This is a genomic window from Pantoea coffeiphila, assembly GCF_016909495.1.
GTDB classification, from domain to species: Bacteria; Pseudomonadota; Gammaproteobacteria; order Enterobacterales; family Enterobacteriaceae; genus Erwinia; species Erwinia coffeiphila.
The window spans coordinates 56,322-81,457 of the sequence record NZ_JAFBFW010000005.1 but is presented as its reverse complement, the minus strand read 5'-3'; the positions used below and the strand labels follow the sequence as shown (position 1 = coordinate 81,457).

Annotated in this window: 32 protein-coding genes; 20 read left to right on the top strand and 12 right to left on the bottom strand. The window is 52.9% G+C overall.

All coding sequences use genetic code 11. From position 1 onward, the window contains the following. The 7 genes from pmrA to JOE09_RS16715 all read left to right on the top strand — a co-directional run bounded on the left by pmrA (position 1) and on the right by JOE09_RS16715 (position 6,830). On the top strand, positions 1 to 663 hold the full coding sequence (gene pmrA / locus JOE09_RS16745; RefSeq protein WP_105592939.1) for a two-component system response regulator PmrA: 663 nt from the start codon (positions 1 to 3) through the stop codon (positions 661 to 663). Next, a complete protein-coding gene (pmrB, locus tag JOE09_RS16740; RefSeq protein ID WP_205066549.1) occupies positions 660 to 1,718 on the top strand; it encodes a two-component system sensor histidine kinase PmrB in 1,059 nt (352 codons plus the stop codon). Before pmrA ends, pmrB begins: the two co-directional genes overlap by 4 nt. A gap of 258 nt (positions 1,719 to 1,976) precedes the next feature. Next, positions 1,977 to 3,152: an isochorismate synthase gene (locus tag JOE09_RS16735; protein ID WP_205066548.1), complete on the top strand. Its 1,176-nt coding sequence runs from the start codon at positions 1,977 to 1,979 to the stop codon at positions 3,150 to 3,152. A 9-nt stretch (positions 3,153 to 3,161) separates the two neighbouring features. Continuing rightward, complete coding sequence (locus tag JOE09_RS16730) at positions 3,162 to 4,775, top strand: (2,3-dihydroxybenzoyl)adenylate synthase (RefSeq protein ID WP_205066547.1); 1,614 nt, start codon at positions 3,162 to 3,164, stop codon at positions 4,773 to 4,775. Between the two features lie 15 nt (positions 4,776 to 4,790). Further along, positions 4,791 to 5,651, top strand: a complete 861-nt coding sequence (locus JOE09_RS16725) for an isochorismatase family protein (RefSeq protein WP_105592935.1) — start codon at positions 4,791 to 4,793, stop codon at positions 5,649 to 5,651. Beyond that, the gene (gene dhbA, locus JOE09_RS16720) at positions 5,651 to 6,409 is read left to right on the top strand and encodes a 2,3-dihydro-2,3-dihydroxybenzoate dehydrogenase (protein ID WP_205066546.1); all 759 of its coding nucleotides are present in this window, start codon (positions 5,651 to 5,653) and stop codon (positions 6,407 to 6,409) included. Before JOE09_RS16725 ends, dhbA begins: the two co-directional genes overlap by 1 nt. Positions 6,410 to 6,458: 49 nt before the next feature. Further along, complete coding sequence (locus JOE09_RS16715; RefSeq protein ID WP_200546548.1) at positions 6,459 to 6,830, top strand: hotdog fold thioesterase; 372 nt, start codon at positions 6,459 to 6,461, stop codon at positions 6,828 to 6,830. A 45-nt stretch (positions 6,831 to 6,875) separates the two neighbouring features. Here JOE09_RS16715 and cgtA read toward each other — a convergent pair whose 3' ends face one another. The 4 genes from cgtA to rplU form a co-directional block, all read right to left on the bottom strand. Then, entirely contained in the window at positions 6,876 to 8,054 is a 1,179-nt protein-coding gene (gene cgtA, locus JOE09_RS16710; RefSeq protein WP_105592933.1) for an Obg family GTPase CgtA, read from the bottom strand. 200 nt (positions 8,055 to 8,254) lie between these two features. Next, positions 8,255 to 8,401 carry a hypothetical protein gene (locus tag JOE09_RS26445; protein ID WP_420830659.1) on the bottom strand — a complete coding sequence of 49 codons (147 nt, stop codon included), beginning with the start codon at positions 8,399 to 8,401 and terminating at the stop codon, positions 8,255 to 8,257. A 98-nt stretch (positions 8,402 to 8,499) separates the two neighbouring features. Continuing rightward, positions 8,500 to 8,757, bottom strand: coding sequence for a 50S ribosomal protein L27 (gene rpmA / locus JOE09_RS16700; protein ID WP_017349604.1), 258 nt, complete (start codon positions 8,755 to 8,757; stop codon positions 8,500 to 8,502). A 15-nt stretch (positions 8,758 to 8,772) separates the two neighbouring features. Beyond that, positions 8,773 to 9,084, bottom strand: a complete 312-nt coding sequence (gene rplU / locus JOE09_RS16695) for a 50S ribosomal protein L21 (RefSeq protein ID WP_004155106.1) — start codon at positions 9,082 to 9,084, stop codon at positions 8,773 to 8,775. Positions 9,085 to 9,346: 262 nt separating this feature from the next. Here rplU and ispB point away from each other — a divergent pair, with 262 nt between their 5' ends. After that, on the top strand, positions 9,347 to 10,321 hold the full coding sequence (gene ispB / locus JOE09_RS16690; RefSeq protein WP_205066545.1) for an octaprenyl diphosphate synthase: 975 nt from the start codon (positions 9,347 to 9,349) through the stop codon (positions 10,319 to 10,321). Positions 10,322 to 10,624: 303 nt separating this feature from the next. Continuing rightward, positions 10,625 to 10,885: a helix-turn-helix domain-containing protein gene (locus tag JOE09_RS16685; protein ID WP_105592931.1), complete on the top strand. Its 261-nt coding sequence runs from the start codon at positions 10,625 to 10,627 to the stop codon at positions 10,883 to 10,885. Positions 10,886 to 10,935: 50 nt separating this feature from the next. On the opposite strand, the gene murA is transcribed toward JOE09_RS16685, so the two are convergent. The 7 genes from murA to mlaF form a co-directional block, all read right to left on the bottom strand. Then, on the bottom strand, positions 10,936 to 12,198 hold the full coding sequence (murA, locus tag JOE09_RS16680) for a UDP-N-acetylglucosamine 1-carboxyvinyltransferase (protein WP_200546546.1): 1,263 nt from the start codon (positions 12,196 to 12,198) through the stop codon (positions 10,936 to 10,938). A gap of 79 nt (positions 12,199 to 12,277) precedes the next feature. Further along, positions 12,278 to 12,532, bottom strand: a complete 255-nt coding sequence (gene ibaG / locus JOE09_RS16675; RefSeq protein WP_105593107.1) for a BolA family iron metabolism protein IbaG — start codon at positions 12,530 to 12,532, stop codon at positions 12,278 to 12,280. A 229-nt stretch (positions 12,533 to 12,761) separates the two neighbouring features. Beyond that, positions 12,762 to 13,061, bottom strand: a complete 300-nt coding sequence (gene mlaB, locus JOE09_RS16670; protein WP_205066544.1) for a lipid asymmetry maintenance protein MlaB — start codon at positions 13,059 to 13,061, stop codon at positions 12,762 to 12,764. A gap of 5 nt (positions 13,062 to 13,066) precedes the next feature. Continuing rightward, complete coding sequence (gene mlaC, locus JOE09_RS16665; protein ID WP_105592928.1) at positions 13,067 to 13,702, bottom strand: phospholipid-binding protein MlaC; 636 nt, start codon at positions 13,700 to 13,702, stop codon at positions 13,067 to 13,069. Beyond that, positions 13,702 to 14,256, bottom strand: a complete 555-nt coding sequence (mlaD, locus tag JOE09_RS16660; protein WP_200546544.1) for an outer membrane lipid asymmetry maintenance protein MlaD — start codon at positions 14,254 to 14,256, stop codon at positions 13,702 to 13,704. The genes mlaC and mlaD overlap by 1 nt, the downstream gene beginning before the upstream one ends. 4 nt (positions 14,257 to 14,260) lie before the next feature. Continuing rightward, the gene (gene mlaE / locus JOE09_RS16655) at positions 14,261 to 15,043 is read right to left on the bottom strand and encodes a lipid asymmetry maintenance ABC transporter permease subunit MlaE (RefSeq protein ID WP_105592927.1); all 783 of its coding nucleotides are present in this window, start codon (positions 15,041 to 15,043) and stop codon (positions 14,261 to 14,263) included. Positions 15,044 to 15,050: 7 nt separating this feature from the next. Continuing rightward, on the bottom strand, positions 15,051 to 15,863 hold the full coding sequence (gene mlaF, locus JOE09_RS16650) for a phospholipid ABC transporter ATP-binding protein MlaF (RefSeq protein WP_205066543.1): 813 nt from the start codon (positions 15,861 to 15,863) through the stop codon (positions 15,051 to 15,053). A 227-nt stretch (positions 15,864 to 16,090) separates the two neighbouring features. Between mlaF and JOE09_RS16645 the strand changes: the two genes are divergently transcribed. From JOE09_RS16645 to npr, 11 genes are all read left to right on the top strand, one after another. Further along, positions 16,091 to 17,071, top strand: a complete 981-nt coding sequence (locus JOE09_RS16645; protein ID WP_105592925.1) for a calcium/sodium antiporter — start codon at positions 16,091 to 16,093, stop codon at positions 17,069 to 17,071. Between the two features lie 15 nt (positions 17,072 to 17,086). Further along, positions 17,087 to 18,073, top strand: coding sequence for an arabinose-5-phosphate isomerase KdsD (gene kdsD / locus JOE09_RS16640; protein WP_205066542.1), 987 nt, complete (start codon positions 17,087 to 17,089; stop codon positions 18,071 to 18,073). Positions 18,074 to 18,090: 17 nt separating this feature from the next. After that, positions 18,091 to 18,657, top strand: a complete 567-nt coding sequence (gene kdsC / locus JOE09_RS16635) for a 3-deoxy-manno-octulosonate-8-phosphatase KdsC (protein ID WP_205066541.1) — start codon at positions 18,091 to 18,093, stop codon at positions 18,655 to 18,657. After that, entirely contained in the window at positions 18,654 to 19,229 is a 576-nt protein-coding gene (gene lptC, locus JOE09_RS16630; protein WP_105592922.1) for an LPS export ABC transporter periplasmic protein LptC, read from the top strand. The genes kdsC and lptC overlap by 4 nt, the downstream gene beginning before the upstream one ends. After that, positions 19,201 to 19,749 carry a lipopolysaccharide ABC transporter substrate-binding protein LptA gene (gene lptA, locus JOE09_RS16625; RefSeq protein ID WP_105592921.1) on the top strand — a complete coding sequence of 183 codons (549 nt, stop codon included), beginning with the start codon at positions 19,201 to 19,203 and terminating at the stop codon, positions 19,747 to 19,749. Before lptC ends, lptA begins: the two co-directional genes overlap by 29 nt. 5 nt (positions 19,750 to 19,754) lie before the next feature. Next, complete coding sequence (gene lptB / locus JOE09_RS16620; RefSeq protein ID WP_200546540.1) at positions 19,755 to 20,480, top strand: LPS export ABC transporter ATP-binding protein; 726 nt, start codon at positions 19,755 to 19,757, stop codon at positions 20,478 to 20,480. Between the two features lie 46 nt (positions 20,481 to 20,526). Next, positions 20,527 to 21,960, top strand: a complete 1,434-nt coding sequence (gene rpoN, locus JOE09_RS16615) for an RNA polymerase factor sigma-54 (protein WP_205066540.1) — start codon at positions 20,527 to 20,529, stop codon at positions 21,958 to 21,960. Between the two features lie 22 nt (positions 21,961 to 21,982). Beyond that, positions 21,983 to 22,270, top strand: coding sequence for a ribosome hibernation promoting factor (gene hpf, locus JOE09_RS16610; protein ID WP_200546538.1), 288 nt, complete (start codon positions 21,983 to 21,985; stop codon positions 22,268 to 22,270). 172 nt (positions 22,271 to 22,442) lie between these two features. Beyond that, the gene (gene ptsN / locus JOE09_RS16605) at positions 22,443 to 22,919 is read left to right on the top strand and encodes a PTS IIA-like nitrogen regulatory protein PtsN (protein ID WP_105592917.1); all 477 of its coding nucleotides are present in this window, start codon (positions 22,443 to 22,445) and stop codon (positions 22,917 to 22,919) included. Positions 22,920 to 22,980: 61 nt separating this feature from the next. Continuing rightward, positions 22,981 to 23,835: an RNase adapter RapZ gene (gene rapZ, locus JOE09_RS16600; protein WP_105592916.1), complete on the top strand. Its 855-nt coding sequence runs from the start codon at positions 22,981 to 22,983 to the stop codon at positions 23,833 to 23,835. Next, the gene (npr, locus tag JOE09_RS16595; RefSeq protein ID WP_105592915.1) at positions 23,832 to 24,104 is read left to right on the top strand and encodes a PTS phosphocarrier protein NPr; all 273 of its coding nucleotides are present in this window, start codon (positions 23,832 to 23,834) and stop codon (positions 24,102 to 24,104) included. Before rapZ ends, npr begins: the two co-directional genes overlap by 4 nt. Before the next feature lie 25 nt (positions 24,105 to 24,129). Here npr and mtgA read toward each other — a convergent pair whose 3' ends face one another. Next, positions 24,130 to 24,822: a monofunctional biosynthetic peptidoglycan transglycosylase gene (mtgA, locus tag JOE09_RS16590; protein ID WP_420830664.1), complete on the bottom strand. Its 693-nt coding sequence runs from the start codon at positions 24,820 to 24,822 to the stop codon at positions 24,130 to 24,132. Positions 24,823 to 25,136: the final 314 nt, after the last annotated feature.

The following is a 25,136-nucleotide window of genomic DNA, read 5'->3' as shown; positions in this document are numbered from 1 at the left end:
TTGAAAATATTAATTGTTGAGGACGATGAACTGCTACAAAAAGGCCTGACTCTGGCCATGACCGGAGAAGGTTACGCTGTGGACTGTGCGGCAAATGCGACCCAGGCGGTCGCATTCCTGCGCAGCGGCCAGTACAGCCTGATCGTGCTGGATCTCGGTTTGCCCGATCGTGACGGTACCGAACTGCTGCGCCAGTGGCGTAAAGAACAAAACGATTTGCCGGTGCTGATCCTGACGGCACGTGACGCGCTGGAAGATCGGGTTGAAGGGCTGGATGCCGGTGCTGACGACTATCTGGTGAAGCCGTTTGCACTGGCTGAACTGAAAGCCCGCGTTCGGGCGCTGATTCGCCGCTATCAGGGCCACAGCGATAATCTGCTGGAGCGCGGCGACATCACGCTAAATCTCACATCTCAGCAGGTGGCCGTCGAGAATCTCCCCGTTGAAGTCACGCCAAAGGAGTTCGCCCTGTTGACTCGCCTGCTGATGCGCCTGGGCCAGACGGTTCATCGCGAAACGCTACAGCAGGATCTCTACAGCTGGCAGGATGACACCAGTTCGAACACACTTGAAGTACATATCCATAATCTTCGACGCAAACTTGGCAAAGATCGCATCAAAACCGTTCGCGGCGTCGGTTATCGTTTGGAAGAGCGCGAATGAACAGCATGCGTCGGCGTTTATTGATTATGCTGGCGCTAATTCTGCTGAGCTGTCAGCTGATGAGTGCATTTTGGCTGTGGCATGAAAGCCGAGAGCAAATCAGTTTTCTGGTAAATGAAACGCTAACTAATCATGCCCGCAATGAGCATGTCGAAAATGAGATCCGCGAAGCCATTGCCTCGCTGCTGCTGCCGTCCCTGGTGATGGTGTGCTTTACCCTTCTGCTCTCCTTCTGGGCAATCAGCTGGATAATTCGACCTCTGCGCTCGCTGCAAAGCAGCCTGGCCTCACGCTCTGCGGACAACCTGACACCCCTGCCGCTGCATTCGGATATGGATGAAATTGTGGCGGTTACCGGCGCACTGAATCAGCTATTGGCGCGTCTGGACCATACGCTGCAGCAGGAGCGGCTGTTTACGGCAGATGCGGCTCATGAATTACGTACCCCGCTGGCTGGCTTGCGGCTGCACCTGGAGCTGTTGGAGCAGGACGGCAACCCGTTGGGTACGATGCTGGTCGCACGGGTCGATCAGCTGATGCATGTTATCGAGCAGCTACTGATGCTGTCGCGAGCCGGACAAATGATGGTAAGTGGTCACTACCAGACTCTGAGCTGGCAAGAAGTGATTCAGCCACTGCGTCAGGAGATGGAAGAGATGCTGGCGCTTAACCAGCAACGACTTGTTGTTGACGATACCAGCGACGGCCGCCGCGTGCAGGGTGATGCCGTACTGCTGCGCCTGATGCTACGTAATCTGTTGGAGAACGCTTCGCGCTACAGCCCACAGGGCAGCATTATCACGTTGATAGTCACATCCAGCGAAAGCGGTAGCATAGTGACCGTGCGTGATGAAGGTCCTGGCATTAATGCCAGCGAGGTTCAGGAAGTGGTGAAAGCGTTCCGCCGAATGGATCAGCGGTTTGGCGGCAGCGGCCTGGGTCTGAATATCGTTCAGCGCATAGTGCAACTCCACCACGGCCAGCTAAGCCTGACCAATCGCACCGATCGTAGCGGGCTTGATGCCCGATGCAGGTTCCCGCAGCAGCTCAACTGAGCCAGCAATTCTTACAGAACATTCTGGAATTTTAATTAGCAACGCTAACCCGTTAAAAGTCGATCACCTGTAATTACCCTGTCAGATCAACGAAAAACCGCTAAAAATAGTGTAAAAAGCGATTATTCCCTCACGAGTACGAGCCTAATAAATCAATTTACCTTTATTGACACTTCGCAGCATTCAACGTAGCTTACTGGCCCTGAAAGCAAATGATAATAATTCTTACTTAGTTTATCATTTAAATAAGGACGTAGAATGGAATTGTTAACCTCAGAAAGCACGCTGCAATTTGCCGCAGATGCTGCCGCCAGTGGCTTTTTCTTTATGTCTCCCTGGCGCAGTCTCGCAGCGAAAGGTTGCTTTACCACTATCAATACGCCGGCATATGAAGGTGAGATGCTGACGGGTCGTTTTCAACACGATATCCGGCATCATCTGTCAGAAGCAAAACGGCAGGGAATACGTCATCCGGTCGTTGTGGGAGCAATCCCTTTTGATGTCCGCCAGCCTTCAGCTCTGTTTATCCCTGAAACCAGCCACTTTTTTGACCGCAGCAGCTTTCAGCGGCAGGTACAGACACACGGCTCATCACATAACGACATTCTGCGGCGTACTGCACTACCTGAGCAGCCTGAATTTATGCGAATGGTCAGCGAAGCTATTGCGGCCACGGCTTCCTCGCAGCTGGATAAGGTCGTGCTCTCGCGCCTGATGGACATCGTCACGGAAAAACCGGTCGACATTACTGGCCTGATGCAACAGCTCATCGTGCAGAACCCCACTAGCTACAACTTTCACGTACCGCTTGCGCAAGGTGGGTCCCTGCTGGGAGCCAGCCCGGAACTGCTGCTGCGCATGCACGATCGCCGCTACTACACCCACCCGCTGGCGGGCTCGGCAAAGCGGGACAGCGATCGCGAACGGGATCGCGCGGCCGGTCAGCAACTGATGAATTCGCAAAAAGACCGCTATGAACATCAACTGGTAATCGATGCTCTGCGCCATGTGCTGCAATCGCGCAGCAAGCGCCTCGCCATCCCTGCGGAACCGGAGCTGCTGACCACCGGCACGCTGTGGCATCTCGGCACCCCGATAGAGGGTGAAGTCAGTCATGCGGCAGAAAACGCGCTTTCGCTGGCCTGCCTGCTGCATCCAACTCCGGCGCTGAGCGGATATCCTCATGCCAGCGCAATGCAGATGATTGCCAAACTGGAACCCTTCGAGCGTGATTTATTCGGCGGCATTGTCGGCTGGTGCGATGAGCATGGCAACGGCGAGTGGGTGGTCACTATCCGCTGCGGGAAAGTTGCCGGAAACCGGGTTCGTCTGTTTGCCGGGGCGGGAATTGTTCCCGACTCAACGCCTGAATCCGAATGGCGTGAGACCGGTGTCAAACTGAATACCATGCTGCGTGCATTTGGCCTCAATTAAAGGTAAATCATGACTATTCCTTACACTCGCTGGCCTGATGAGCTGGCCGCACGCTATCGCGCGAAGGGTTACTGGCTGGACCTGCCGATGACGGACATTCTGCTGCGGCAGGCCAATAGCTCCGCCATCGCAATTATCGAAGGCGATCGACATTACAGCTATCAACAGTTGGCACAGCAGTCCGAAAGACTGGCTGCGGCACTCAAGCGACGTGGGCTGAAAAGCGGGGATACTGCGCTGGTTCAGCTCGGCAACGTTGCCGATTTCTATATGGTGTTTTTCGCCCTGCTTAAAATCGGGGTCGCACCGGTTAATGCGCTGTTCAGTCACCAGCGTAACGAGCTGGACGCCTACGCGTCACAGCTGCAGCCTTCATTGCTCATTGCCGATCGACAGCATCCGCTTTTCAGCAATGATGATTATCTGCAGCAGCTCAAACAGGCTATTCCGGCACTCAGCGTGATCGCCTTACGTCATGAACATGGTGTGGCGATGTCACTGGCGGGGATGGCCGATGAGGCAGCTGGAAGCTTCTCAGAAACACCTTCTGCGGCAGATGAGGTGGCCTTCTTCCAGCTTTCCGGCGGCAGCACAGGTACGCCGAAACTCATCCCGCGAACCCACAATGATTACTACTACAGCATTCGTGGCAGCGTTGATATTTGTCAGTTCAGCCGCAGCACCCGCTATCTCTGTGCCCTGCCCGCTGCACATAACTATGCGATGAGCTCCCCGGGCGCACTGGGTGTCTTTTACGCCGGTGGCTGTGTAGTAATGGCGAACGATCCCAGCGCCAACCTATGCTTCCCGTTGATCGAAAAACATCAGGTCAACGTTGCCGCACTGGTCCCGCCAGCCGTCAGCCTGTGGCTACAGGCTATCCAGGAGTGGGGCAGCAACCGCGCTCTGGCTTCCCTGACCCTGCTGCAGGTTGGCGGGGCCAGGCTGAGTGAGTCACTTGCTGCTCGCATTCCCTCGGAAATCGGCTGCCAGCTACAGCAGGTGTTTGGTATGGCCGAAGGACTGGTTAACTACACCCGCCTGGATGACGACAGCCAGCATATTCTGACCACCCAGGGGCGACCAATCTCTGAAGATGACGAGGTCTGGGTAGCCGATGAGTTCGGCAATCAGCTCCCAGCCGGAACAACCGGACGTCTGATGACCCGTGGCCCCTACACGTTTCGCGGCTACTACAACAGCCCTGAACATAATGCCGCCAGCTTCGATCGTCAGGGGTTTTACTGCTCTGGCGATCTGATCTCCATCGCTCCCGATGGCTATATCACCGTGCAGGGGCGTGAAAAGGATCAGATCAACCGAGGTGGTGAAAAGATCGCGGCAGAGGAGATCGAAAACCTGCTGCTCCGCCACGCTCAGGTGATCCACGCCGCGCTGGTTTCGATGGAAGACAGTCTGATGGGCGAGAAAAGCTGTGCCTTTATTGTGGCACAGGGGGTGCTGAAGCCGGTGGCGCTTCGCCGCCATCTGCGTGAGCTGGGCGTGGCGGAGTTCAAACTGCCGGATCGCATCGAATGTGTTGATTCACTGCCCCTCACACCGGTCGGCAAAGTAGATAAAAAACGCCTGCGCCAGCAGCTTGCCCATACTCAGAGCCTCTAATTTTCAGGAGAGACCATGGCTATCCCTAAACTCCAGTCCTATCTGCTACCTACGCAGGCAGAGCTGCCGGTAAACAAAGTGAAGTGGGATTTTAACCCCGCACGTGCGGCGCTGTTAATTCATGATATGCAGGAATATTTCCTCAACTTTTGGGGAGAAAACAGCCCGTTGATCGATCAGGTAGTGGAGAACGTTGCTCGCCTGCGTCAGTTCTGTAAATCTCAGGACATCCCGGTGTTTTACACCGCCCAACCCAATCAGCAGAGTGACCAGGATCGCGCGCTGCTGAATGATATGTGGGGCCCCGGTCTCAACAAGCATCCCGATCAGCAGCGAGTGGTCAGCGCGCTGGCACCCGATGAGCAGGATCAGGTACTGGTGAAATGGCGCTACAGCGCTTTTCATCGCTCCCCGCTTGAGTCGATCCTTAAAGAAACCGGGCGGGATCAGCTGATTATTTGCGGCGTTTACGCCCACATTGGCTGCCTGACCACCGCGACCGATGCATTTATGCGCGACATTAAACCGTTTATGGTTGCCGACGCGCTGGCAGATTTCAGCCGCGAGGAACACATGATGGCGCTGAACTATACCGCCGGGCGCAGCGGAAAGGTGGTGATGACCTCTGAACTGCTGCCGGCAACAACACCAGCCAGTAAAGCCCAGCTGCGCGCGCTGGTACTGCCGCTGCTGGATGACGATGCAGAGGATCTGGATGATGCGGATAATCTGGTGGACTACGGTCTTGATTCCGTGCGGATGATGGAGCTGGCCGCCCGCTGGCGCCAGATCCATAGCGATATCGATTTTATTTCTCTGGCCAAAGATCCGAGTATCGATGGCTGGTGGAAGTTACTGTCACGGGAGCCAGCATAATGTCCGCCAGTTTCGATTTTACCGGTAAGCAGGTTTGGGTTACCGGCGCGGGCCAGGGCATCGGCTACCACACCGCGCTGGCTTTTGTTGCCGCTGGCGCTTCCGTTGTCGGCTTTGATAAACAGTTCTCGCAGAGCGATTATCCGTTCCAGCGGGAGATCGTCGATATCGCCGATCCGTGGCAGGTGAAGCGCGTCTGCGAAAAAGTACTTTCCGATACCCAACATCTTGACGTGCTGGTCAATGCTGCCGGTATTTTACGTACCGGCTCCACCGAGGAACTGGCATTTGCAGACTGGCAGGCCTGCCTGGCGGTTAATGCCGGAGGCGCTTTCAACCTGTTCCAGCAGACTCTGCCGGTATTTCGTCAGCAGCGTGCCGGTGCGATAGTCACGGTGGCTTCTAACGCAGCTCATGCGCCGCGTATCGGCATGTCGGCTTACGGTGCTTCAAAAGCCGCGCTGCGCAGCCTGTGCATGACCGTCGCTCTCGAAATGGCACCTTACGGCGTGCGCTGTAATATTGTTTCGCCGGGTTCAACGGATACCGCGATGCAGCGCAGCCTGTGGCAAACCCCGGCAGATGAACAGCAGATGATTGCGGGTTATCCGGAGCAGTACAAACTGGGCATCCCGCTGGGGAAAATTGCCCGCCCTGATGACATCGCCAGCGCGGTGATGTTCCTGGCTTCCGAGAGCGCCAGCCATATTATCATGCAGGATATTGTGGTTGACGGTGGGGCTACGCTCGGTGCATAAGCCGAAATCGTTGTGGAAGCGCCAAAGTCATACTGAGGCGCTGAACCAGATGGCCCAGGGTAATATGATTGCCGGGCTTGGGATCTGCTTCACTCGACTGGCCGATGACCATCTGGAAGCAACCATGCCGGTTGATTCACGTACCCATCAACCGTTTGGCCTGCTGCACGGCGGTGCCTCGGTGGCTTTAGCGGAGTCACTGGGATCGATGGCGGGCTGGTTATGTTCGCAGCATGGGCAGAACGTGGTAGGTACAGAAATCAGCGCCAGCCACCTGCGGGGTGTATTCAGCGGTACGGTACGCGGCGTCTGTCGTGCTTTACACGCCGGGACGACCAGTCAGGTATGGCAGATTGAGATCTTTGACGATCGCGATCGGTTATGCTGCATTTCGCGCCTGACCACTGCCATTATCGGCTAATGAAAATAAACAGGGACGCCATAGCGTCCCTGTTTTCATCGCAGATTAGCGCTGATAGATAATTTCAACGCCTTCGTCGTCTTCATCATCCCAGTCATCATCCCAATCGTCATCTTCTTCGACGGCAGGCTGTGCTTCTTCCAGCTGCTGACGATGGTAGTCGTCCCACATAAACTCCACTTTCTCTGGCTGCTTAGCTTCCAGTTCAGCTTGTTTCGGGTTGGCATTCATGAAGGACATAATGTCCCAGCATAATGCATTAACGCCTACACGATTCGCGGCAGAAATCAGGTAGTACTTATCGGTCCAGCCCAGCGCATCAGCAATCGCCTTCGCACGTGCTTCGGCTTCTTCGCTGTCCAGCAGGTCAACCTTATTGAACACCAGCCAGCGCGGTTTCTGGAAAAGCTTCTCGCTGTATTTTTCCAGCTCACCCAGAATAACGCGGGCGTTTTCTACCGGATCGCTTTCGTCGATCGGTGCCAGATCGATGGTGTGCAGCAGAACGCGACAGCGCTCAAGGTGCTTCAGGAAGCGAATACCCAGTCCAGCACCATCAGAGGCACCTTCAATCAGACCCGGAATATCGGCAACCACAAAACTCTGCTCGTTGTCCATACGCACCACGCCCAGGCTTGGTACCAGCGTAGTGAAGGGATAATCGGCAACTTTTGGTTTTGCAGCAGATACGGCGCGAATGAAGGTCGATTTACCCGCGTTAGGCAGGCCCAGCATACCTACGTCAGCCAGCAGCATCAGTTCCAGCTGCAGGTCACGTTTCTCACCCGGCGTACCCATTGTTTTCTGGCGTGGAGTACGGTTAACGGATGACTTAAAGCGGGTGTTACCCAGCCCGTGCCAACCGCCCTTCGCGACCATCAGCAGCTGCTGATGATGGGTCATATCGCCCAGCGTTTCACCCGTTCCCTGATCGATAACACGCGTACCGACAGGAACTTTAATAATGATATCTTTACCGCGTTTACCGGTACAGTCGCGGCTCTGGCCGTTTTGACCCCGTTCCGCGCGGAAGGATTTTTCGAAACGATAGTCAATCAGGGTATTCAGGTTTTCGTCGGCCTGCATGTAAACATCGCCGCCGTCACCGCCGTCGCCGCCGTCCGGTCCACCACGAGGAATATACTTCTCACGACGGAAACTGACGCAACCATTGCCGCCGTCACCTGCTACAGCCAGGATCGTCGCTTCATCAACAAACTTCATTTTACTTCTCCGTCACTCATTCGCCCGTGGCCCAGTGTCTTTGCACCGGAACGGGATTGCTCCGCCGTGGCCATAAGCGATGACCCATTGCGGAAAATATGGCACCTGGCCGGGCGCCAGTCACTCCGATTGAACCCTGAAACTTCAGAGGCGGAATGGAAAGCGTTCGAACCAGCCAGGCGATAATAATTCTGAAAACTTCAGCGTAAAGGCGTCAGCGTCTCTTTTTCGCTGACCAGTACCACCCGTTCGATGAAAGGAATACCCCTCACCGGCAGCACCACCACTGAACATAAAGTGTACAGCAAAAACAGGATCTGTTGCGAGGCCAGTCGACGCAGTAGCATTCCTAACGGGCAGAATGTAAAAAGCCCCGCACTGAGATGCGGGGCTTTTAATTTCGCAGCAAGAAGTGACTTAAAAATCACTCTGCGGCTCGAAAACCTTACTCAGCAACGATGCTGATGTATTTACGGTTGTTCGGGCCTTTAACTTCGAATTTGACCTTGCCGTCTGCAGTTGCAAACAAGGTGTGGTCACGACCGCAGCCAACATTGGTGCCGGCGTGGAATTTAGTACCACGCTGACGAACGATGATGCTACCTGCCAGAACTGATTCGCCGCCGAAACGTTTTACGCCCAGACGTTTTGCATTGGAGTCACGACCGTTACGAGTCGAGCCACCAGCCTTTTTATGTGCCATTTGTCAGATCTCCTCTTAGGCGCTGATGCCAGTGATCTTCACATCAGTGAACCACTGACGGTGACCCTGCTGCTTACGGTAATGCTTACGACGACGGAACTTAACAATCTTGATCTTGTCGCCACGACCGTGAGCAACGATTTCCGCTTTGATCACGCCACCTGAAACTAAAGGCGCGCCGATTTTAACGTCTTCGCCGTTGGCAATCATCAGAACCTGGTCGAACTCAATAGTTTCGCCGGTTGCGATGTCCAGCTTTTCCAGGCGAACGGTCTGACCTTCGCTTACTCGGTGTTGTTTACCACCACTTTGGAAAACCGCGTACATATAAAACTCCGCTCTCGCGCTTGCCTTTTTTTGATTATCAGGCTGCGCTATAAATATTCACAATAGGGCGCGAATTCTACGCAACTTCGCTGCCAATGACAAGTGCCAGTTACGCTGTATTGCAGAAAAAAAACGCAACGTGCATGGGACGCTTTCACCGTTGTGTTTTTCAAGTACAATCTGTCATACATTTCATGCCACAGGCACGCGTAAAGGCGCTTATCATACCAGCAAACTGAGCGAGCGATAGCTGAACAGACTGATGAACTTAGAACAGATAAATGAACTTACCGCGCAGGATATGGCGGATGTCAACGCGACAATACTCGACCAGCTGAACTCGGACGTATCCCTTATCAATCAGCTGGGCCATTACATTATTAGCGGCGGTGGGAAACGTATCCGACCGATGATTGCCGTTCTTGCTGCACGCGCTATCAACAATTACGACGGCAAGCAGCACATCGCCGTGGCGGCACTGATCGAATTTATCCACACCGCAACGCTGCTGCACGACGATGTGGTCGACGAATCGGATATGCGCCGTGGTAAAGCAACGGCCAATGCGGCATTTGGCAACGCGGCCAGCGTATTGGTTGGTGATTTTATTTATACCCGCGCCTTCCAGATGATGACCAGCCTCGGCTCGCTGCGGGTGCTGGCGCTGATGTCTGAAGCGGTTAACGTGATTGCCGAAGGTGAAGTGTTACAGTTGATGAACTGTAACGATCCGGACATCACTGAAGAAAGCTATATGCGGGTGATTTACAGCAAAACGGCTCGCTTGTTTGAAGCCGCCGCGCAGTCTTCCGGGATACTGGCAGGTGCCACCGCAGAGCAGGAACAGGCTCTGCAGGATTACGGACGCTACATCGGCACCGCTTTCCAGCTGATTGACGATCTGCTGGATTACAGCGCTGATGGTGCAACGCTTGGTAAAAATGTGGGTGACGATCTCAGCGAAGGTAAACCGACGCTGCCGTTGCTGCACGCCATGCGTAACGGTACTCCCGAGCAGACCAGCATGATCCGTAAGGCTATTGAGGAAGGTAATGGCCGCCATTTACTGGAACCAGTTTTGGAAACCATGAACCAGTGCGGTTCGCTGGAATGGACGCGTCGTGCTGCCGAGCAGGAAGCGGACAAAGCCATTACTGCCCTGCAAATTCTGCCTGAATCTCCGTGGCGCAGTGCACTTGAGGCACTTGCTCATATGTCTGTACAGCGTGAATTCTGATTGAAAATGCGCGGAAATCCGCGCTTTTCATGATTCATCTTAGCCATTCCCCCACCGCCAGTCCTGATATTACTGCACAATGTAACGTTACATCATTTGTCTCCACTTTTGCGTAGAGCTACGCAAAACTGGCTCTTTGCATAAAAATTACTGGAAATTAAAGGAAACAAGTTGATATAAAGCTCTTATAAATTCCGTTACTATCGTCAGGGTTAATACGGTAAATACGGATGCGCAGGAAAAGACTTTCCCTGTGCAGATTATTTCCTGTTGTTTCCACAAGTGCACAAGGAGAAAGAGCACGTGGCCTATAATTCTCAAGACTGGCATCCTGCCGATATCATTGCCGCCCTGCGTAAAAGAGGCACCACTCTCGCCGAACAGTCGCGCCGCGCAGGTTTAAGCTCATCAACGCTGGCTAATACGCTATGCCGGCCGTGGCCGAAGGGGGAATGGCTGATTGCTGACGCCCTGGAGATACATCCGGCAGAGATCTGGCCCAGCCGCTATTACGATCCTAAGACAAAGCAGTTGATCGATCGTAAAAAACTGATCAGAAAATAAAAAGGGCCGGTATTGAAGACCGGCCCTTGCTAAAAGACTACAGGCAACGTTTATTCGTCACCGCTGACCCGCTGGATATTGGCACCCAGAGCCATCAGCTTGTCTTCGATATGCTCATAGCCACGATCGATATGATAAATACGATCGACGATCGTTGTACCTTCCGCAATACAGCCAGCCAGAACCAGGCTGGCTGATGCGCGAAGATCGGTCGCCATTACCTGGGCACCCGATAGCTTTTCTACACCGTGGCAAATCAGCGTGTTGCTTTCAATTTCACCGTGCGCGCCCATGCGTACCAGCTCCGGTACGTGCATAAAGCGGTTTTCGAAAATGGTCTCAGTGATCACCCCAGTTCCTTCTGCTACCAGATTCAGCAGGCTGAACTGTGCCTGCATATCCGTCGGGAATCCTGGATGCGGCGCGGTGCGCACGTTCACGGCTTTCGGGCGCTTGCCGTGCATATCAAGGCTTATCCAGTCCTCGCCCACTTCAATGTCAGCCCCCGCCTCACGCAGTTTGGCCAATACGGCATCCAGCGTGTCGGGCTGAGCCGCACGGCAGACCACTGCACCACCGGAAATCGCAGCCGCCACGAGGAACGTACCGGTTTCGATACGATCGGGAAGCACGCGATATACTCCGCCGCCCAGGCGCTCAACGCCCTCGATGGTAATGCGATCGCTGCCCGCGCCGGTAATTTTTGCACCCAGCGTATTCAGGAAGTTGGCGGTATCAACGATTTCCGGCTCGCGCGCGGCGTTTTCGATAATCGTTGTGCCGGTTGCCAGCGTAGCGGCACTCATGATGGTTACCGTAGCGCCCACGCTGACCTTATCCATGACGATATGCGCGCCCTTCAGGCGGCCATCAACCGAGGCCTTAACGTAGCCCTCTTCCAGCTTGATCTCAGCACCCAGCTGTTCCAGGCCGGTAATATGCAGATCGACCGGACGCGCGCCAATAGCGCAGCCGCCGGGAAGCGATACCTGACCCTGGCCAAAACGCGCCACCAGCGGGCCAAGCGCCCAGATAGAGGCTCGCATGGTTTTCACCAGATCGTATGGGGCACAGTAAACATCAACCTTACTGGCATCCATATGCACCGAGCCGTTACGCTCGGCCTTTACACCCAGTTGGCCCAGCAGCTTCATGGTAGTATCGATGTCCTTCAGTTTCGGGACATTCTGAATCTCTACCGGTTCTTCAGCCAGCAAAGCAGCGAACAGGATCGGCAGGGCAGCATTTTTAGCCCCGGAAATTGTGACTTCACCACTCAGCCGGGTTGGACCCTGCACACGAAATTTATCCATTGCAACTGCTCTCTGTTGTCAGACCAAAAATCTGCGGCTCAGCCCGCCCGCATATTATTGCGTGGTGGACAGCTGCCGCTTAGAAACCGTTTAACTTACGGTCACGCGCCCACTCTTCAGGAGTGTAAGTCTTGATTGAAACGGCGTGAATACGGTTGTCCGCAATGTAGGCCATCAGGGGTGCATAGACCGTCTGCTGCTTCTTCACGCGGCTCAGTTCACCGAATAATTCACCTACGGCAATCACCTGAAAATGGCTGCCATCGCCAGTGACGTGGACTTCCTGCAGCGGTAACGCGCTCATAAGCACGGACTGAATTTCACTATTTTCCATGATGCTTTCAAATTCACCTGATAATAAACAGGCACACATATTAGTGGAATCTGCCTTACTCTTAAACAAGCAATAAATGCCAGGATCGTCAGAAAAAGGCTAAATGAGAATGAATAACGCTATACGTCGCTCAGGCCTGGAGGATCGAGGGGAACGAAAAGGAAAGCAAAGATCAACGAACTCAATATGTTCCGCAAGAGCACGGCGGCCTGAGCCGCCGTATCCTGGATCAACGATTATCGGCAATAATTTCCTGAAGATTATACAGGGTAATCAGAGAACGGAGCTTATCGGGGATACCGGTGAAATGAGGTGTTTTACCATTTTGTAACGCGATTTGCCGCAGATGCACCAGTAATGCCAGCCCCGCAGAATCAACGCGATCCAGGCTGGAGACATCAATAACCTCAGCCTGCTGCATTAATTGATCCCGCTGCTGCCATAGCGGCAGCAGGGTTTCGCGCTCAAGCTCACCGCTAAGACGGAGCAGGCCGGAGTCGACTGTCCAACTCAGCAAATCTGCCGTCATGTCGCTCACTGCTGTTTGTCCAGCGTGATTGGCTGTTGCGCATAGGATTTCAGCCGCTCGGTCAAACCATCAATGCCTTTCTGTCGCAGTATGTCACTCCATTCGTTTTGTTTGGTAGTGATCATACTGACCCCCTCGGCAATCATGTCATACGCCTGCCATTCGCCAGTGCGGCTGTTTTTACGCCACTGGAAATCCAGACGTACCGGAGGGCGGCCATTTTTATCAATGATGGTAACGCGGATAGCAATGATATCGGCATTCCCCAGCGGCTGCTCGGGAGCTATCTGGTATGTCTGACCGTTGTAAAGCGCCAGAGCCTGACCGTAGGCCTGTGCCAGATAGTCACCAAAAGCGCTAAAATAGGCTTCTCGCTGTGCCGGAGTGGCCTCTTTGTAATAGCGGCCCAGCACCAACGCACCGGCATATTTTATTTGCACGTACGGCAGCAGTTCTTCTTTAACAACCTGACGCAGATAGTTCGGGTCCTGCTTGATCTTAGGTTGCTCATTCTTCAAACGATCGAAGGTTTTTGCTGCCGCTTCATTCATCATCGAATAAGGGTTAGTTTTATCAGCCGCCGCGTTAGCCGCAATCGGGGCAACGATCAGCATTGCCACCATCAGTAAACGTTTAAACATTACTTATCCTCTCCTGGAGTGTTAGCCACAGCCGGTTGCTCAGAAGCACCGTTGTCATCTGCTTTGTCTGCGCTCTTATCGTTGCCATTTCCGCTTTTGTAGAGGAACTGGCCGATCAGATCTTCCAGCACCATTGCCGACTTGGTGTCCTGCAGCGTGCTGCCATCTTTCAGCGTCGCGGTACCCATTTCCGGGTCATCGAAACCGATATTCATCGCCAGAAACTGTTCGCCCAACAGGCCTGATGTACGTACCGCCAGTGAGCTGGTATCCGGGATATTGTTATACTTTTCATCAATATCCATAGTGACCCGCGGTGAGTAATTTTTCGGGTCAAGCGTGATATCCGTTACGCGGCCAATCACAACGCCACCCACTTTTACCGGCGATCCTGATTTTAAGCCGCCGATATTGTCAAAGGTAGCATAGAGTTTCCAGGTCGGTTCATTACCGAGAGACTTCAGATCGGCAACGCGCAGACACAGAAAAACGATCGCGCAAAGCGCTAACAATAAGAAGGCACCTACCCAAATTTCGCTTTTTTTCGTTTGCATCGAATCAATTCCCAAACATCAGTGCCGTAAGCACAAAATCCAGACCGAGTACTGCCAGAGAGGCATGTACCACAGTACGCGTTGTTGCCCGACTAATCCCTTCAGACGTCGGAATGGCGTCGTAGCCGTTAAACAGCGCAATCCAGGTCACGGTAATGGCAAACACGAGGCTCTTAATCACGCAGTTGATAATATCAGTACGCACGTCGACCGCATTCTGCATCGCTGACCAGAAGAAGCCACTGTCGATCCCTTTCCAGCTCACGCCAACCATCGCACCGCCGAGTATCCCCACGGCGACAAAAATCAGCGTCAGCAGAGGCATACTGATCGCCCCAGCCCAAAAACGCGGTGAGACAATACGCCGCAGCGGATCGACCGCCATCATTTCCATGCTGGAGAGCTGTTCCGTGGCTTTCATCAGGCCAATCTCAGCGGTCAGCGCTGAACCGGCCCGTCCGGCAAACAGCAACGCGGTGACCACCGGCCCCAGTTCGCGCAGCAGCGAGAGCGCCACCAGCATCCCGAGGCTGGTTTCGGCACCATAGGTATTCAGCACCAGATAGCCTTGCAGACCCAGCACCATACCAATGAACAAGCCGGAAACCACGATAATCAGTAGCGATAATACGCCAACGCTATAAAGCTGCTTTACCAACAGCGGCGCATGCTTGCGAAAACTGGGAACGCCGATAAGTGCATGGAAAAGCATCAATCCGGCACGGCCAAAGGCGGCACAGGTATTAATTCCCTGACGTCCTAATGACGCCAGCGCTCGTAGAAACATCAGTATGTTAACTCCCTGAGCCGACTAAATCGTGAAGATAATCTCCCGCCGGGAAACGAAACGGCACCGGCCCATCAGCAATGCCATCAATAAACTGACGCACGCGAGCATCATTATTCTCTCTCAGCTCAGGTGCCGTACCCTGAGCGATCACTTTCTGGTCGGCAATGATATACGCGTAATCAGCAATACTCAGTACTTCAGGCACATCGTGGGAAACCACAATGCAAGTGACACCCAGCGAATGATTTAGTTCGTCGATAAGCTTTACCAGCACGCCCATCGTGATAGGGTCCTGACCAACAAATGGCTCATCAAACATAATCAGATCGGGTTCAAGCGCAATGGCGCGTGCCAGCGCAGCACGGCGCGCCATACCACCGGACAGCTCGGAAGGCTTAAGATTTGCCGCACCCCGCAGCCCCACCGCTTCCAGCTTCATCATCACCGTGCTGTGCAGCAACGCCGCAGGCAGCTGAGTGTGCTCGCGCAGCGGCCAGGCAACGTTATCGAAAACGCTCAGGTCGGTAAACAATGCACCGGACTGGAACAGCATGCTCATTTTTTTGCGGGCGGCATACAAACGGGAACGTGAAAGTGTAGGGATATTTTCACCGTTGAACCAGATTTCACCACTGTCGGGCGGTATCTGTCCGCCGATCAAACGCAGTAGCGTTGTTTTACCAATGCCAGAGGGTCCCATAATGGCGGTAATTTTCCCTTTGGGCACCGTAAGCGAGATGTTATCGAAAATAGGCCTGCTGCCACGGGAGAAACAGACATCCCGGACATCTACCAAATTCGTTTCCGTCTGGCCCATAGTTACCTCGATCCTCAATTCAGGCGTTAAATATACTTCCGATGGTAACGCATTAACCGCCGGACTGGACACTTTTACAGAAACTTACCGCAATCACTTCGCGAAAGCTGGCATAAGTTTTACTTTTTAGCTTTAGACCGTCAAAATCACGGGCATTAAAAACACGTAACCAGAAACGCTTCGTCACATGCAGCAACCGACGATTATATCCGATAAAAGGACATTTCATGCTCGTAGCTATAGCACTATTGATTATCGGTTTAGCCTTACTGGTTTATGGGGCCGATCGTCTGGTGTTTAGCGCCGCTATTTTATGCCGATCGCTGGGTATCCCGCCGCTGATCATCGGGATGACCGTGGTAGGCATTGGCACCTCCCTGCCGGAACTGATTGTTTCGTTTTCAGCGGCAACGCACGGACAGATGGATATCGCCGTTGGGACAGCAATCGGTTCCAATATTACCAATATTCTGCTCATTCTCGGCGGTGCAGCACTGCTGCATCCACTCACCGTACATTCCAACCTGATACGCCGCGAGCTGCCACTGATGCTGCTGGTGACTCTGCTGTGCGGCATCATACTCTTTGATAATCACCTCAGCCGGAATGACGGGCTGGGGCTGATTGCCATCGCCGCGTGCTGGCTACTGTGCACAATCAAGATCGCCCGCCGTGCAGAGCGTGAGAATAATGACACCCTGACCCGCGAGCAGCTGGCCGAGCTACCGCGTGATGATGTCGGCAACACGGTAGCTTTCCTGTGGCTGGCCGTTGCGCTGATATTACTGCCGGTTTCAACCCGTATGGTGATTGATAATGCCACGGTGATTGCCGACTATTTCGGCATCAGCGAGCTGGTTATTGCACTGACGATCATTTCAGTTGGCACCAGTCTGCCGGAGCTGGCCACGGTGATCGCCGGCGCGTTGAAAGGCGAAGATGATATCGCCATCGGTAACCTGATTGGGTCTAACATTTATAATATGGTGATTGTCCTGGGCATCCCGGCACTGATTCATCCCGGCAGCTTTGATGCCAGCGCATTTGCCCGAGATTACTGGGTCATGCTGGGCGTCAGCGCCCTGTTTACGCTGATCTGTTTGCAACGCAACCGCCGGATTGGTCGGATAGCCGGTGCGTTGCTGCTGTGCGGATTTATCCTCTGGGTGGTCATGCTGTACGGTTTCCCCTCAGTGACTTTCTGGTAAAAGGACTGAAGAGTTATGGCGCATATCATTACCGATTCTGATTTTGACTTTATAACGGCCGGAAAAGAGGTTTTACAGATCGAGCGAGAGGGACTGGAGCAGCTCGATCAGTACATTAACGGTGATTTTAACCAGGCCTGTGCGCTGATTTCACGCTGCCGTGGCAAAGTGGTCGTCATGGGGATGGGCAAATCCGGGCACATCGGCAAAAAAATCGCCGCCACCTTTGCCAGCACCGGGACACCCGCTTTTTTTGTCCATCCGGGTGAAGCCAGCCATGGCGATCTGGGGATGGTCAGTCCCAATGATGTGGTTATCGCCATCTCTAATTCTGGAGAATCCTCCGAAATATTGGCCCTGATACCGGTGCTGAAACGCCTGCATGTTTCCCTGATTTGCATGACCAGCCGCCCCGATAGCGCAATGGGGCGTGCTGCCGATATTCATCTGTGTGTTAAAGTGCCGCAGGAAGCCTGTCCGCTGGGCCTTGCACCAACAACCAGCACGACGGCTACACTGGTAATGGGTGACGCCTTAGCGGTTGCTTTGCTTAAAGCTCGCGGCTTTACCGCAGAAGACTTCGCACTGTCGCATCCTGGTGGAGCGTTGGGGCGTAAGTTGCTGCTGCGGGTTGATGATATTATGCATTCTGGTGACGAAATGCCGCATATCAGTAGCGATGCATCACTGCGCGATGCGCTGTTGGAAATTACCCGCAAAAATATGGGTATGACGGTCATTTGTAACGATCTGATGAAAATCGAAGGTATCTTTACTGATGGTGACTTGCGTCGCGTGTTTGATATGGGCATCGATATACAGCACGCCAGTATTGCCAGCGTGATGACCCTTGGTGGCATTCGCGTCCGGCCCAATACGCTGGCGGTGGATGCGTTGAATCTGATGCAGAACAAGAACATTACTTCCGTGATGGTGGCCGACGGCGACCATCTGTTGGGCGTGGTACATATGCACGATATGCTGCGTGCCGGCGTTGTTTGATAAGGAATAAAACGAGAATGAGTAATCCAGCAGCCACCGTTGACACCTGTTATGGCCCGATAAGTCAGCAGGTCATGGCGCAGGCACAGCAAATTAAATTGCTGATCTGTGATGTGGATGGGGTGATGTCTGATGGCGTGATCTATCAGGGTAACAACGGTGAAGAGCTGAAAGCATTTAATGTTCGAGACGGCTACGGCATCCGTTGCCTGCTGACCTCGGATGTGGAGGTGGCGATTATTACCGGTCGCAAAGCAAAACTGCTGGAAGATCGCTGTACCACGCTGGGTATTACCCATCTTTACCAGGGGCAGTCTGATAAGACTTTGGCCTTCCGCGAACTTCTGGATAAACTAGCGCTGAATGCCAGCCAGGTTGCCTACATTGGTGATGACCTGATTGACTGGCCGGTTATGGCCCAGGTTGGCCTGAGCGTGGCCGTCGCCGATGCGCATCCGGTACTGCTGCCTAAAGCTGACTACGTGACCCGAATTGCCGGGGGACGCGGAGCCGTTCGGGAACTTTGTGACCTGATCTTAATTTCTCAGGGTACGTTTGATAAGGCCATAGGGCAGTCTGTATGAGTAAAACAAGACGCTGGATTACACTTTTACTGACGTTGATTGCCATCATATTGATAGGCTGGAATCTGGCGGATTCTGATAATGGTGACGGTGCAGTCAGCAACAACGATAGCGAACCCACCTATCTGAGTGATAATTCACATACCGTCGTTTACAACCCCGAGGGTGGGCTGAGCTACAGACTGATTTCAGACAAGGTGACTTACTTTTCAACAGACGCCGTTAGCTGGTTCGACAACCCGAAGATGACGACTTACGATGAAAACAAAGTGGCTACCTGGTCAGTAAGCGCCGATAAAGCCAAACTGACTAACGATCGTATGCTGTTTCTGTACGGCAATGTAGTCGTAAAAAGCCTGACGAAAGATGCGCAGTTGGAGAAAATTACAACCGACAATGCGCTGGTGAACCTGACGACTCAGGATGTCACCTCTAACGATCAAGTTACGCTTTATGGCCGCAGCTTTAACTCCACGGGAATGAAGATGCGCGGAAATTTACGGAAGAAAACTGCCGAGTTGATTGAAAAGGTCAAAACATCTTATGAAATTCAAAATGAAAAACAGCCTTAAGTTCCTGACGGCATCTCTGCTCCTCGCTGCCAGCGTTCCGGCTTTGGCCTTGACCGGGGATTCTGACAAACCGGTCAATGTCGACTCGGAAAATCAGGCACTGGACATGCAGGGGAACGTGGCTACGTTTACCGGTAAAGTGATCGTCACCCAGGGGTCGATCAAGATCACCGCCGATAAAGTGGTGGTGACTCGTCCCGGTGGCGACAGCAATAAAACCATCGTGGATGCCTATGGCAATCCCGCAACCTTCTATCAGATGCAGGACAACGGCAAACCGGTTCAGGGACACGCGCAGAAAATGCACTATGAACTGGCCAAAGATTTTGTTGAGTTGACGGGTAATGCCTATCTGGAGCAGCTGGACAGCAATGTCAAAGGCGATCGCATTACCTATCTGGTCAAAGAGCAGAAAATGCAGGCTTACGGCAGCACCGGCAAACGCGTGACGACCGTACTTGTACCGTCACAGCTGCAGGATAAAAGCACACCGTCTAACGGTCAGAAGAAGAGTAACTAACTAACATGGCAACGTTAATTGCGGAAAATCTGGCGAAGGCCTACAAAGGCCGCCGCGTGGTTGAAGACGTCAGTCTGGAAGTGAAATCCGGTGAGATTGTCGGACTACTGGGACCAAACGGGGCCGGCAAAACCACCACCTTTTATATGGTAGTGGGTATCGTTCCGCGCGATGCAGGCCGTATCGTGATTGATGATGAAGATATTAGTATCCTGCCCCTGCACGCGCGCGCGCGCCGGGGGATTGGTTATCTCCCTCAGGAAGCCTCCATTTTCCGCCGTCTGAGCGTTTACGATAATTTGATGGCGGTCCTGCAAATTCGTGAAGATCTGACCAGCGAACAGCGCGAAGATCGTGCCAATGAGCTGATGGCCGAGTTCCACATCGAACATCTGCGCGACAGCCTGGGCCAGGCGCTTTCCGGCGGTGAACGTCGCAGGGTTGAAATTGCCCGCGCGCTGGCTGCAAATCCCAAATTTATCCTGCTGGATGAACCTTTTGCCGGTGTTGACCCTATTTCCGTTATTGATATTAAAAAGATTATCGAGCATCTTCGTGATAGCGGACTTGGCGTGCTGATTACCGACCACAACGTTCGTGAAACGCTGGCGGTCTGCGAACGCGCTTATATCGTCAGCCAGGGGCACCTTATCGCACACGGTACGCCTGAAGAAATCCTTGCCGACGAGCAGGTGAAACGCGTCTACCTGGGCGAAGAGTTCAGACTCTGATAAGGTGGCCATAAGGTTTGTTTTTTAGGGAATTATTATCCTGAATATGAAGCAAGGTTTACAACTCAGGCTGAGCCAACAGCTTGCCATGACGCCACAGTTACAGCAGGCCATTCGGCTGCTGCAACTCTCTACGCTTGAACTACAGCAGGAAATTCAGCTGGCGCTGGAAAGCAACCCGTTGCTCGAGCAGAGCGATGTTCACGAGGAAATCGACTCTCGCGAATATCAGGAAACCGAAGCGCTGGACACACGAGAAGCGCTTGAACAGAAGGATATGCCTGAAGAGCTGCCGCTGGATGCTACCTGGGATGAAATTTATACCGCGGGTACCCCTTCCGGTACCGGCACTGACTACCACGACGACGAACTGCCGGTTTATCAGGGGGAAACCACCCAGTCACTTCAGGATTATCTGATGTGGCAGGTAGAGTTAACGCCTTTTACCGACACCGATCGGGCGATCGCCACCTCAATCGTCGATGCCGTGGATGAAACCGGTTATCTGACCACCTCGCTGGACGATATTCTCGAGAGTATGGGGAATGAAGATCTCAGCCTGGATGAAGTTGAAGCGGTGCTGAAGCGCGTACAGCGATTCGATCCGGTGGGTGTATGTGCCCGCGATCTGCGCGACTGCCTGCTGGTCCAGCTTTCTCAGTTCCCTGACGATTCCCCCCTGCTGAAAGAAGCGCGGCTGATCGTCAGCGATCACCTCGATCTGTTAGCCAATCATGATTTCCGCAGCCTGATGCGTCTGACAAAGTTAAAAGAAGACGTTCTCAAGGGTGCCGTACAGCTGATTCAGTCACTCGACCCGCGTCCCGGACAGTCGATCAATACGCAGGAACCTGAATATGTCATTCCTGACGTGCTGGTACGCAAAGTCGGTGCGCGCTGGACGGTTGAACTTAACGCCGACAGCGTTCCGCGTTTAAAGATCAATCAGCACTATGCTGCACTGGGCGGTTCAACCCGTAACGACAGTGATTCACAATTTATCCGTAGTAATTTGCAGGAAGCAAAATGGCTGATTAAAAGCCTTGAGAGCCGCAACGACACGCTGCTAAAAGTGACCCGCTGTATTGTCGATCAACAGCAGGCATTTTTTGAACAGGGCGAGGAATATATGCGGCCGATGGTACTGGCAGACATAGCCAGCGCAGTCGATATGCATGAATCAACTATATCGCGCGTAACAACGCAGAAGTATCTGCACAGTCCACGCGGTATATTTGAACTGAAGTACTTTTTCTCCAGCCACGTGAGCACTGAAGGCGGGGGTGAAGCCTCTTCTACTGCTATTCGTGCATTGGTTAAGAAATTAATTTCGGCGGAAAATCCCGCCAAGCCGCTGAGCGATAGCAAGCTGACCTCTCTGCTTTCTGAGCAGGGGATTATGGTCGCGCGCCGTACTGTGGCAAAATATCGAGAGTCTTTATCCATCCCGCCATCAAACCAGCGCAAACAGCTGGTCTGAAAGAACTGAGAAGGAAGACATCATGCAACTCAATATCACTGGACTAAACGTTGAAATTACCGAATCCCTGCGCGAATTTGTGACAGCGAAATTCGGTAAACTTGAACAATATTTTGACCGGATTAATCAGGTCTATATTGTTTTGAAGGTGGAAAAAGTGACTCAAATTGCAGATGCGACGCTGCATGTGAACGGCGGGGAGTTGCATGCAACCGCAGAAGAAAAAGATATGTACGCGGCGATTGACGGCCTGGTAGATAAGCTGGCTCGCCAGTTAAATAAACACAAAGATAAGCTTAAACAACACTAAATTTCACCATGCGCTGATTGTCTCTGCAGCATCCCACATCGGGTTAAGCTAAAGTCAGCGGCGGCTCGTATCTTTACAAGGGTACGAGCCGCTAATCAATCAGGGGGTCAACGACGGCCATTAAAACGGCCTGAGTTAATCGCCATGCGGATGTGAACACGTAAGTGAAACTATGATGAACAACGATCTAAAACTGGAACTGGGCTCGGTCCTGAACCTGTCCTGCACCCGTAATGGTGTACATTGCCAGAGTAAAAAACGGGCGCTGGAAATTATCAGCGAACTGGCGGCCAAACAGCTAAACCTTCCGCATCAGACTATTTTCGAAGCAATTCTGACGCGCGAAAGAATGGGCAGTACGGGTATCGGTAACGGGATCGCCATCCCGCACGGTAAATTACTCGAAGATACGCTGCGGGCGGTTGGTGTATTTATCCACCTGGATCAGCCGATTGCCTTTGACGCCATTGATAATCAGCCAGTGGATCTGTTGTTCGCCCTGTTGGTCCCGGCAGACCAATGTAAAACTCACCTGCATACGCTTTCACTGGTAGCCAAACGTCTGGCAGATAAAACCGTTTGCCGACGTCTGCGCGCGGCCCAGAGCGATGAAGAGCTGTACGAGATCATCACGGAAGATCACGATTAAGCCAGCCGTTGTATATTCACCACGATATCCGTGGTAACAGGTTAAATTGGGGGAAGAGTTAATGGTGCTGATGATCGTCAGCGGTCGTTCCGGTTCAGGTAAATCCGTGGCGTTACGTGCGCTGGAGGATATGGGATTCTACTGCGTGGACAACCTCCCCGTGGTGCTGCTTCCCGATCTTGCTAATTCGCTCTCTGAACGCAATATGTCTGCGGCGGTCAGTATTGACGTTCGTAATATGCCGGAATCCCCCGAAGTTTTCGAAACCGCACTCAACAATCTGCCCGACTGCTTTTCGCCGCAGCTTCTGTTCCTGGATGCCGATCGCAACACGTTAATCCGTCGCTACAGTGACACTCGTCGCCTGCATCCCCTCTCCAGCAAAAACCTGTCGCTGGAGAGCGCTATTGATGAAGAAAGCGATCTGCTGGAGCCGCTGCGTTCCCGTGCTGATTTGATTATCGACACTTCGGAAATGTCAGTTCATGAGCTGGCCGAGATGTTGAGGACCCGGCTGTTAGGCAAGCGCGAGCGCGAGCTGACAATGGTATTTGAGTCATTCGGCTTTAAGCACGGAATCCCAATTGATGCCGATTATGTCTTCGATGTCCGCTTTCTGCCAAACCCGCACTGGGACCCTAAACTGCGTCCGATGACCGGTCTCGATCGCCCGGTAGCGGCCTTCCTCGACCGCCATACCGAGGTGCATAATTTTATCTATCAGACGCGCAGCTACCTTGAACTGTGGCTGCCGATGCTGGAAACCAACAATCGCAGCTACCTGACCGTGGCGATTGGCTGTACCGGCGGTAAACACCGTTCGGTATATATCGCTGAGCAATTAGCCGACTACTTCCGTTCGCGTGGTAAAAACGTGCAGTCCCGTCACCGTACGCTGGAAAAACGTAAATCATGACCGTTAAACAAACCGTGGAAATCAGGAATAAGCTGGGCATGCACGCTCGTCCGGCAATGAAGCTTTTTGAACTGGTGCAGAGCTTTGACGCTGAAGTGCTGCTGAGAAACGAAAGTGGTACGGAGGCCGAAGCCAGCAGCGTTATTGCGCTACTGATGCTGGATTCCGCCAAGGGCGGTCATATCGAAATTGAGGCCAGCGGACCGCAGGAAGCGGAAGCGCTGGCGGCAGTTATTGAACTGTTCGATGCCGGATTCGACGAAGAGTAGTTGCCAGGGTTGTGATAATTTCCAGCTAATTGAGGTGATTTCTGGAAAGAAAAGTTTCACCACCCAACTGACGCATCTGTCGCATGATCCACTGCTGACGCTGGCGAACATAACCTGAAGGTGCTGCGGCTTTAAAACGTATTGGATTCGGCAAAACAGCTGCCAGCAGCGCCGCTTCAGACATGGTTAACCGGCTGGCGGGCTTATTAAAGTAACGCTGCGCCGCCTCTTCCACACCAAACACACCGTCACCAAACTCAGCGATATTAAGATAAACGGTAAGAATACGCCGTTTAGTCCACACGGTTTCAATACCGACTGTCAGCCCGGCTTCCAGTCCCTTTCTCACCCAACTACGTCCGTCCCAAAGAAACAAATTCTTAGCGGTTTGCTGAGACAACGTTGAAGCACCGCGCATACGAGAGTTTTCGCCGTTATTATCCAGCACAGACTGAATGGCATCGACATCAAAACCCCAGTGCGTGGGGAATTTTTGATCCTCAGAAGCAATAACGGCCAGTGCCATCCATGGAGATATTTCATCGCGCCCGACCCAGTCAGAATGGGCAACATAGCTAAAATCACCCTGTAGCCAGGCACCAAGCTGCCTTTCAATCATAACCGCGGAGAAAGGCACAGGGATAAAGGCGAAGAGCACAATACCGACCAGCCAAAGACCGACAATCCCCATCAGCAAACGCAGCACGGCCTTTTTCATCCATACCCACCCCGGGCGTCGGTTACGGCTCATTCGTCGACTCCATTATCATCATCTTCAGACAAAGCTAATTATTTTGGTCAGGTCCCTACCATGAGCTGCTTGCCCAGGAATCGGTTCCATGACGCGCCATAGTTTAATACATTTTAGGGGGCTACTATTCAGGGCGAAAAAACATTTTCAAATTGATTTGCATTGCTTATAAATTTCACTGGGTACATTTCGAAATCACAAAACTCGAAATAGAAAACCATCGATAAATGAAACGAAAGAACATCTTGTTTGCAGGGTTTTCTATTAAATCGTGAGATTTA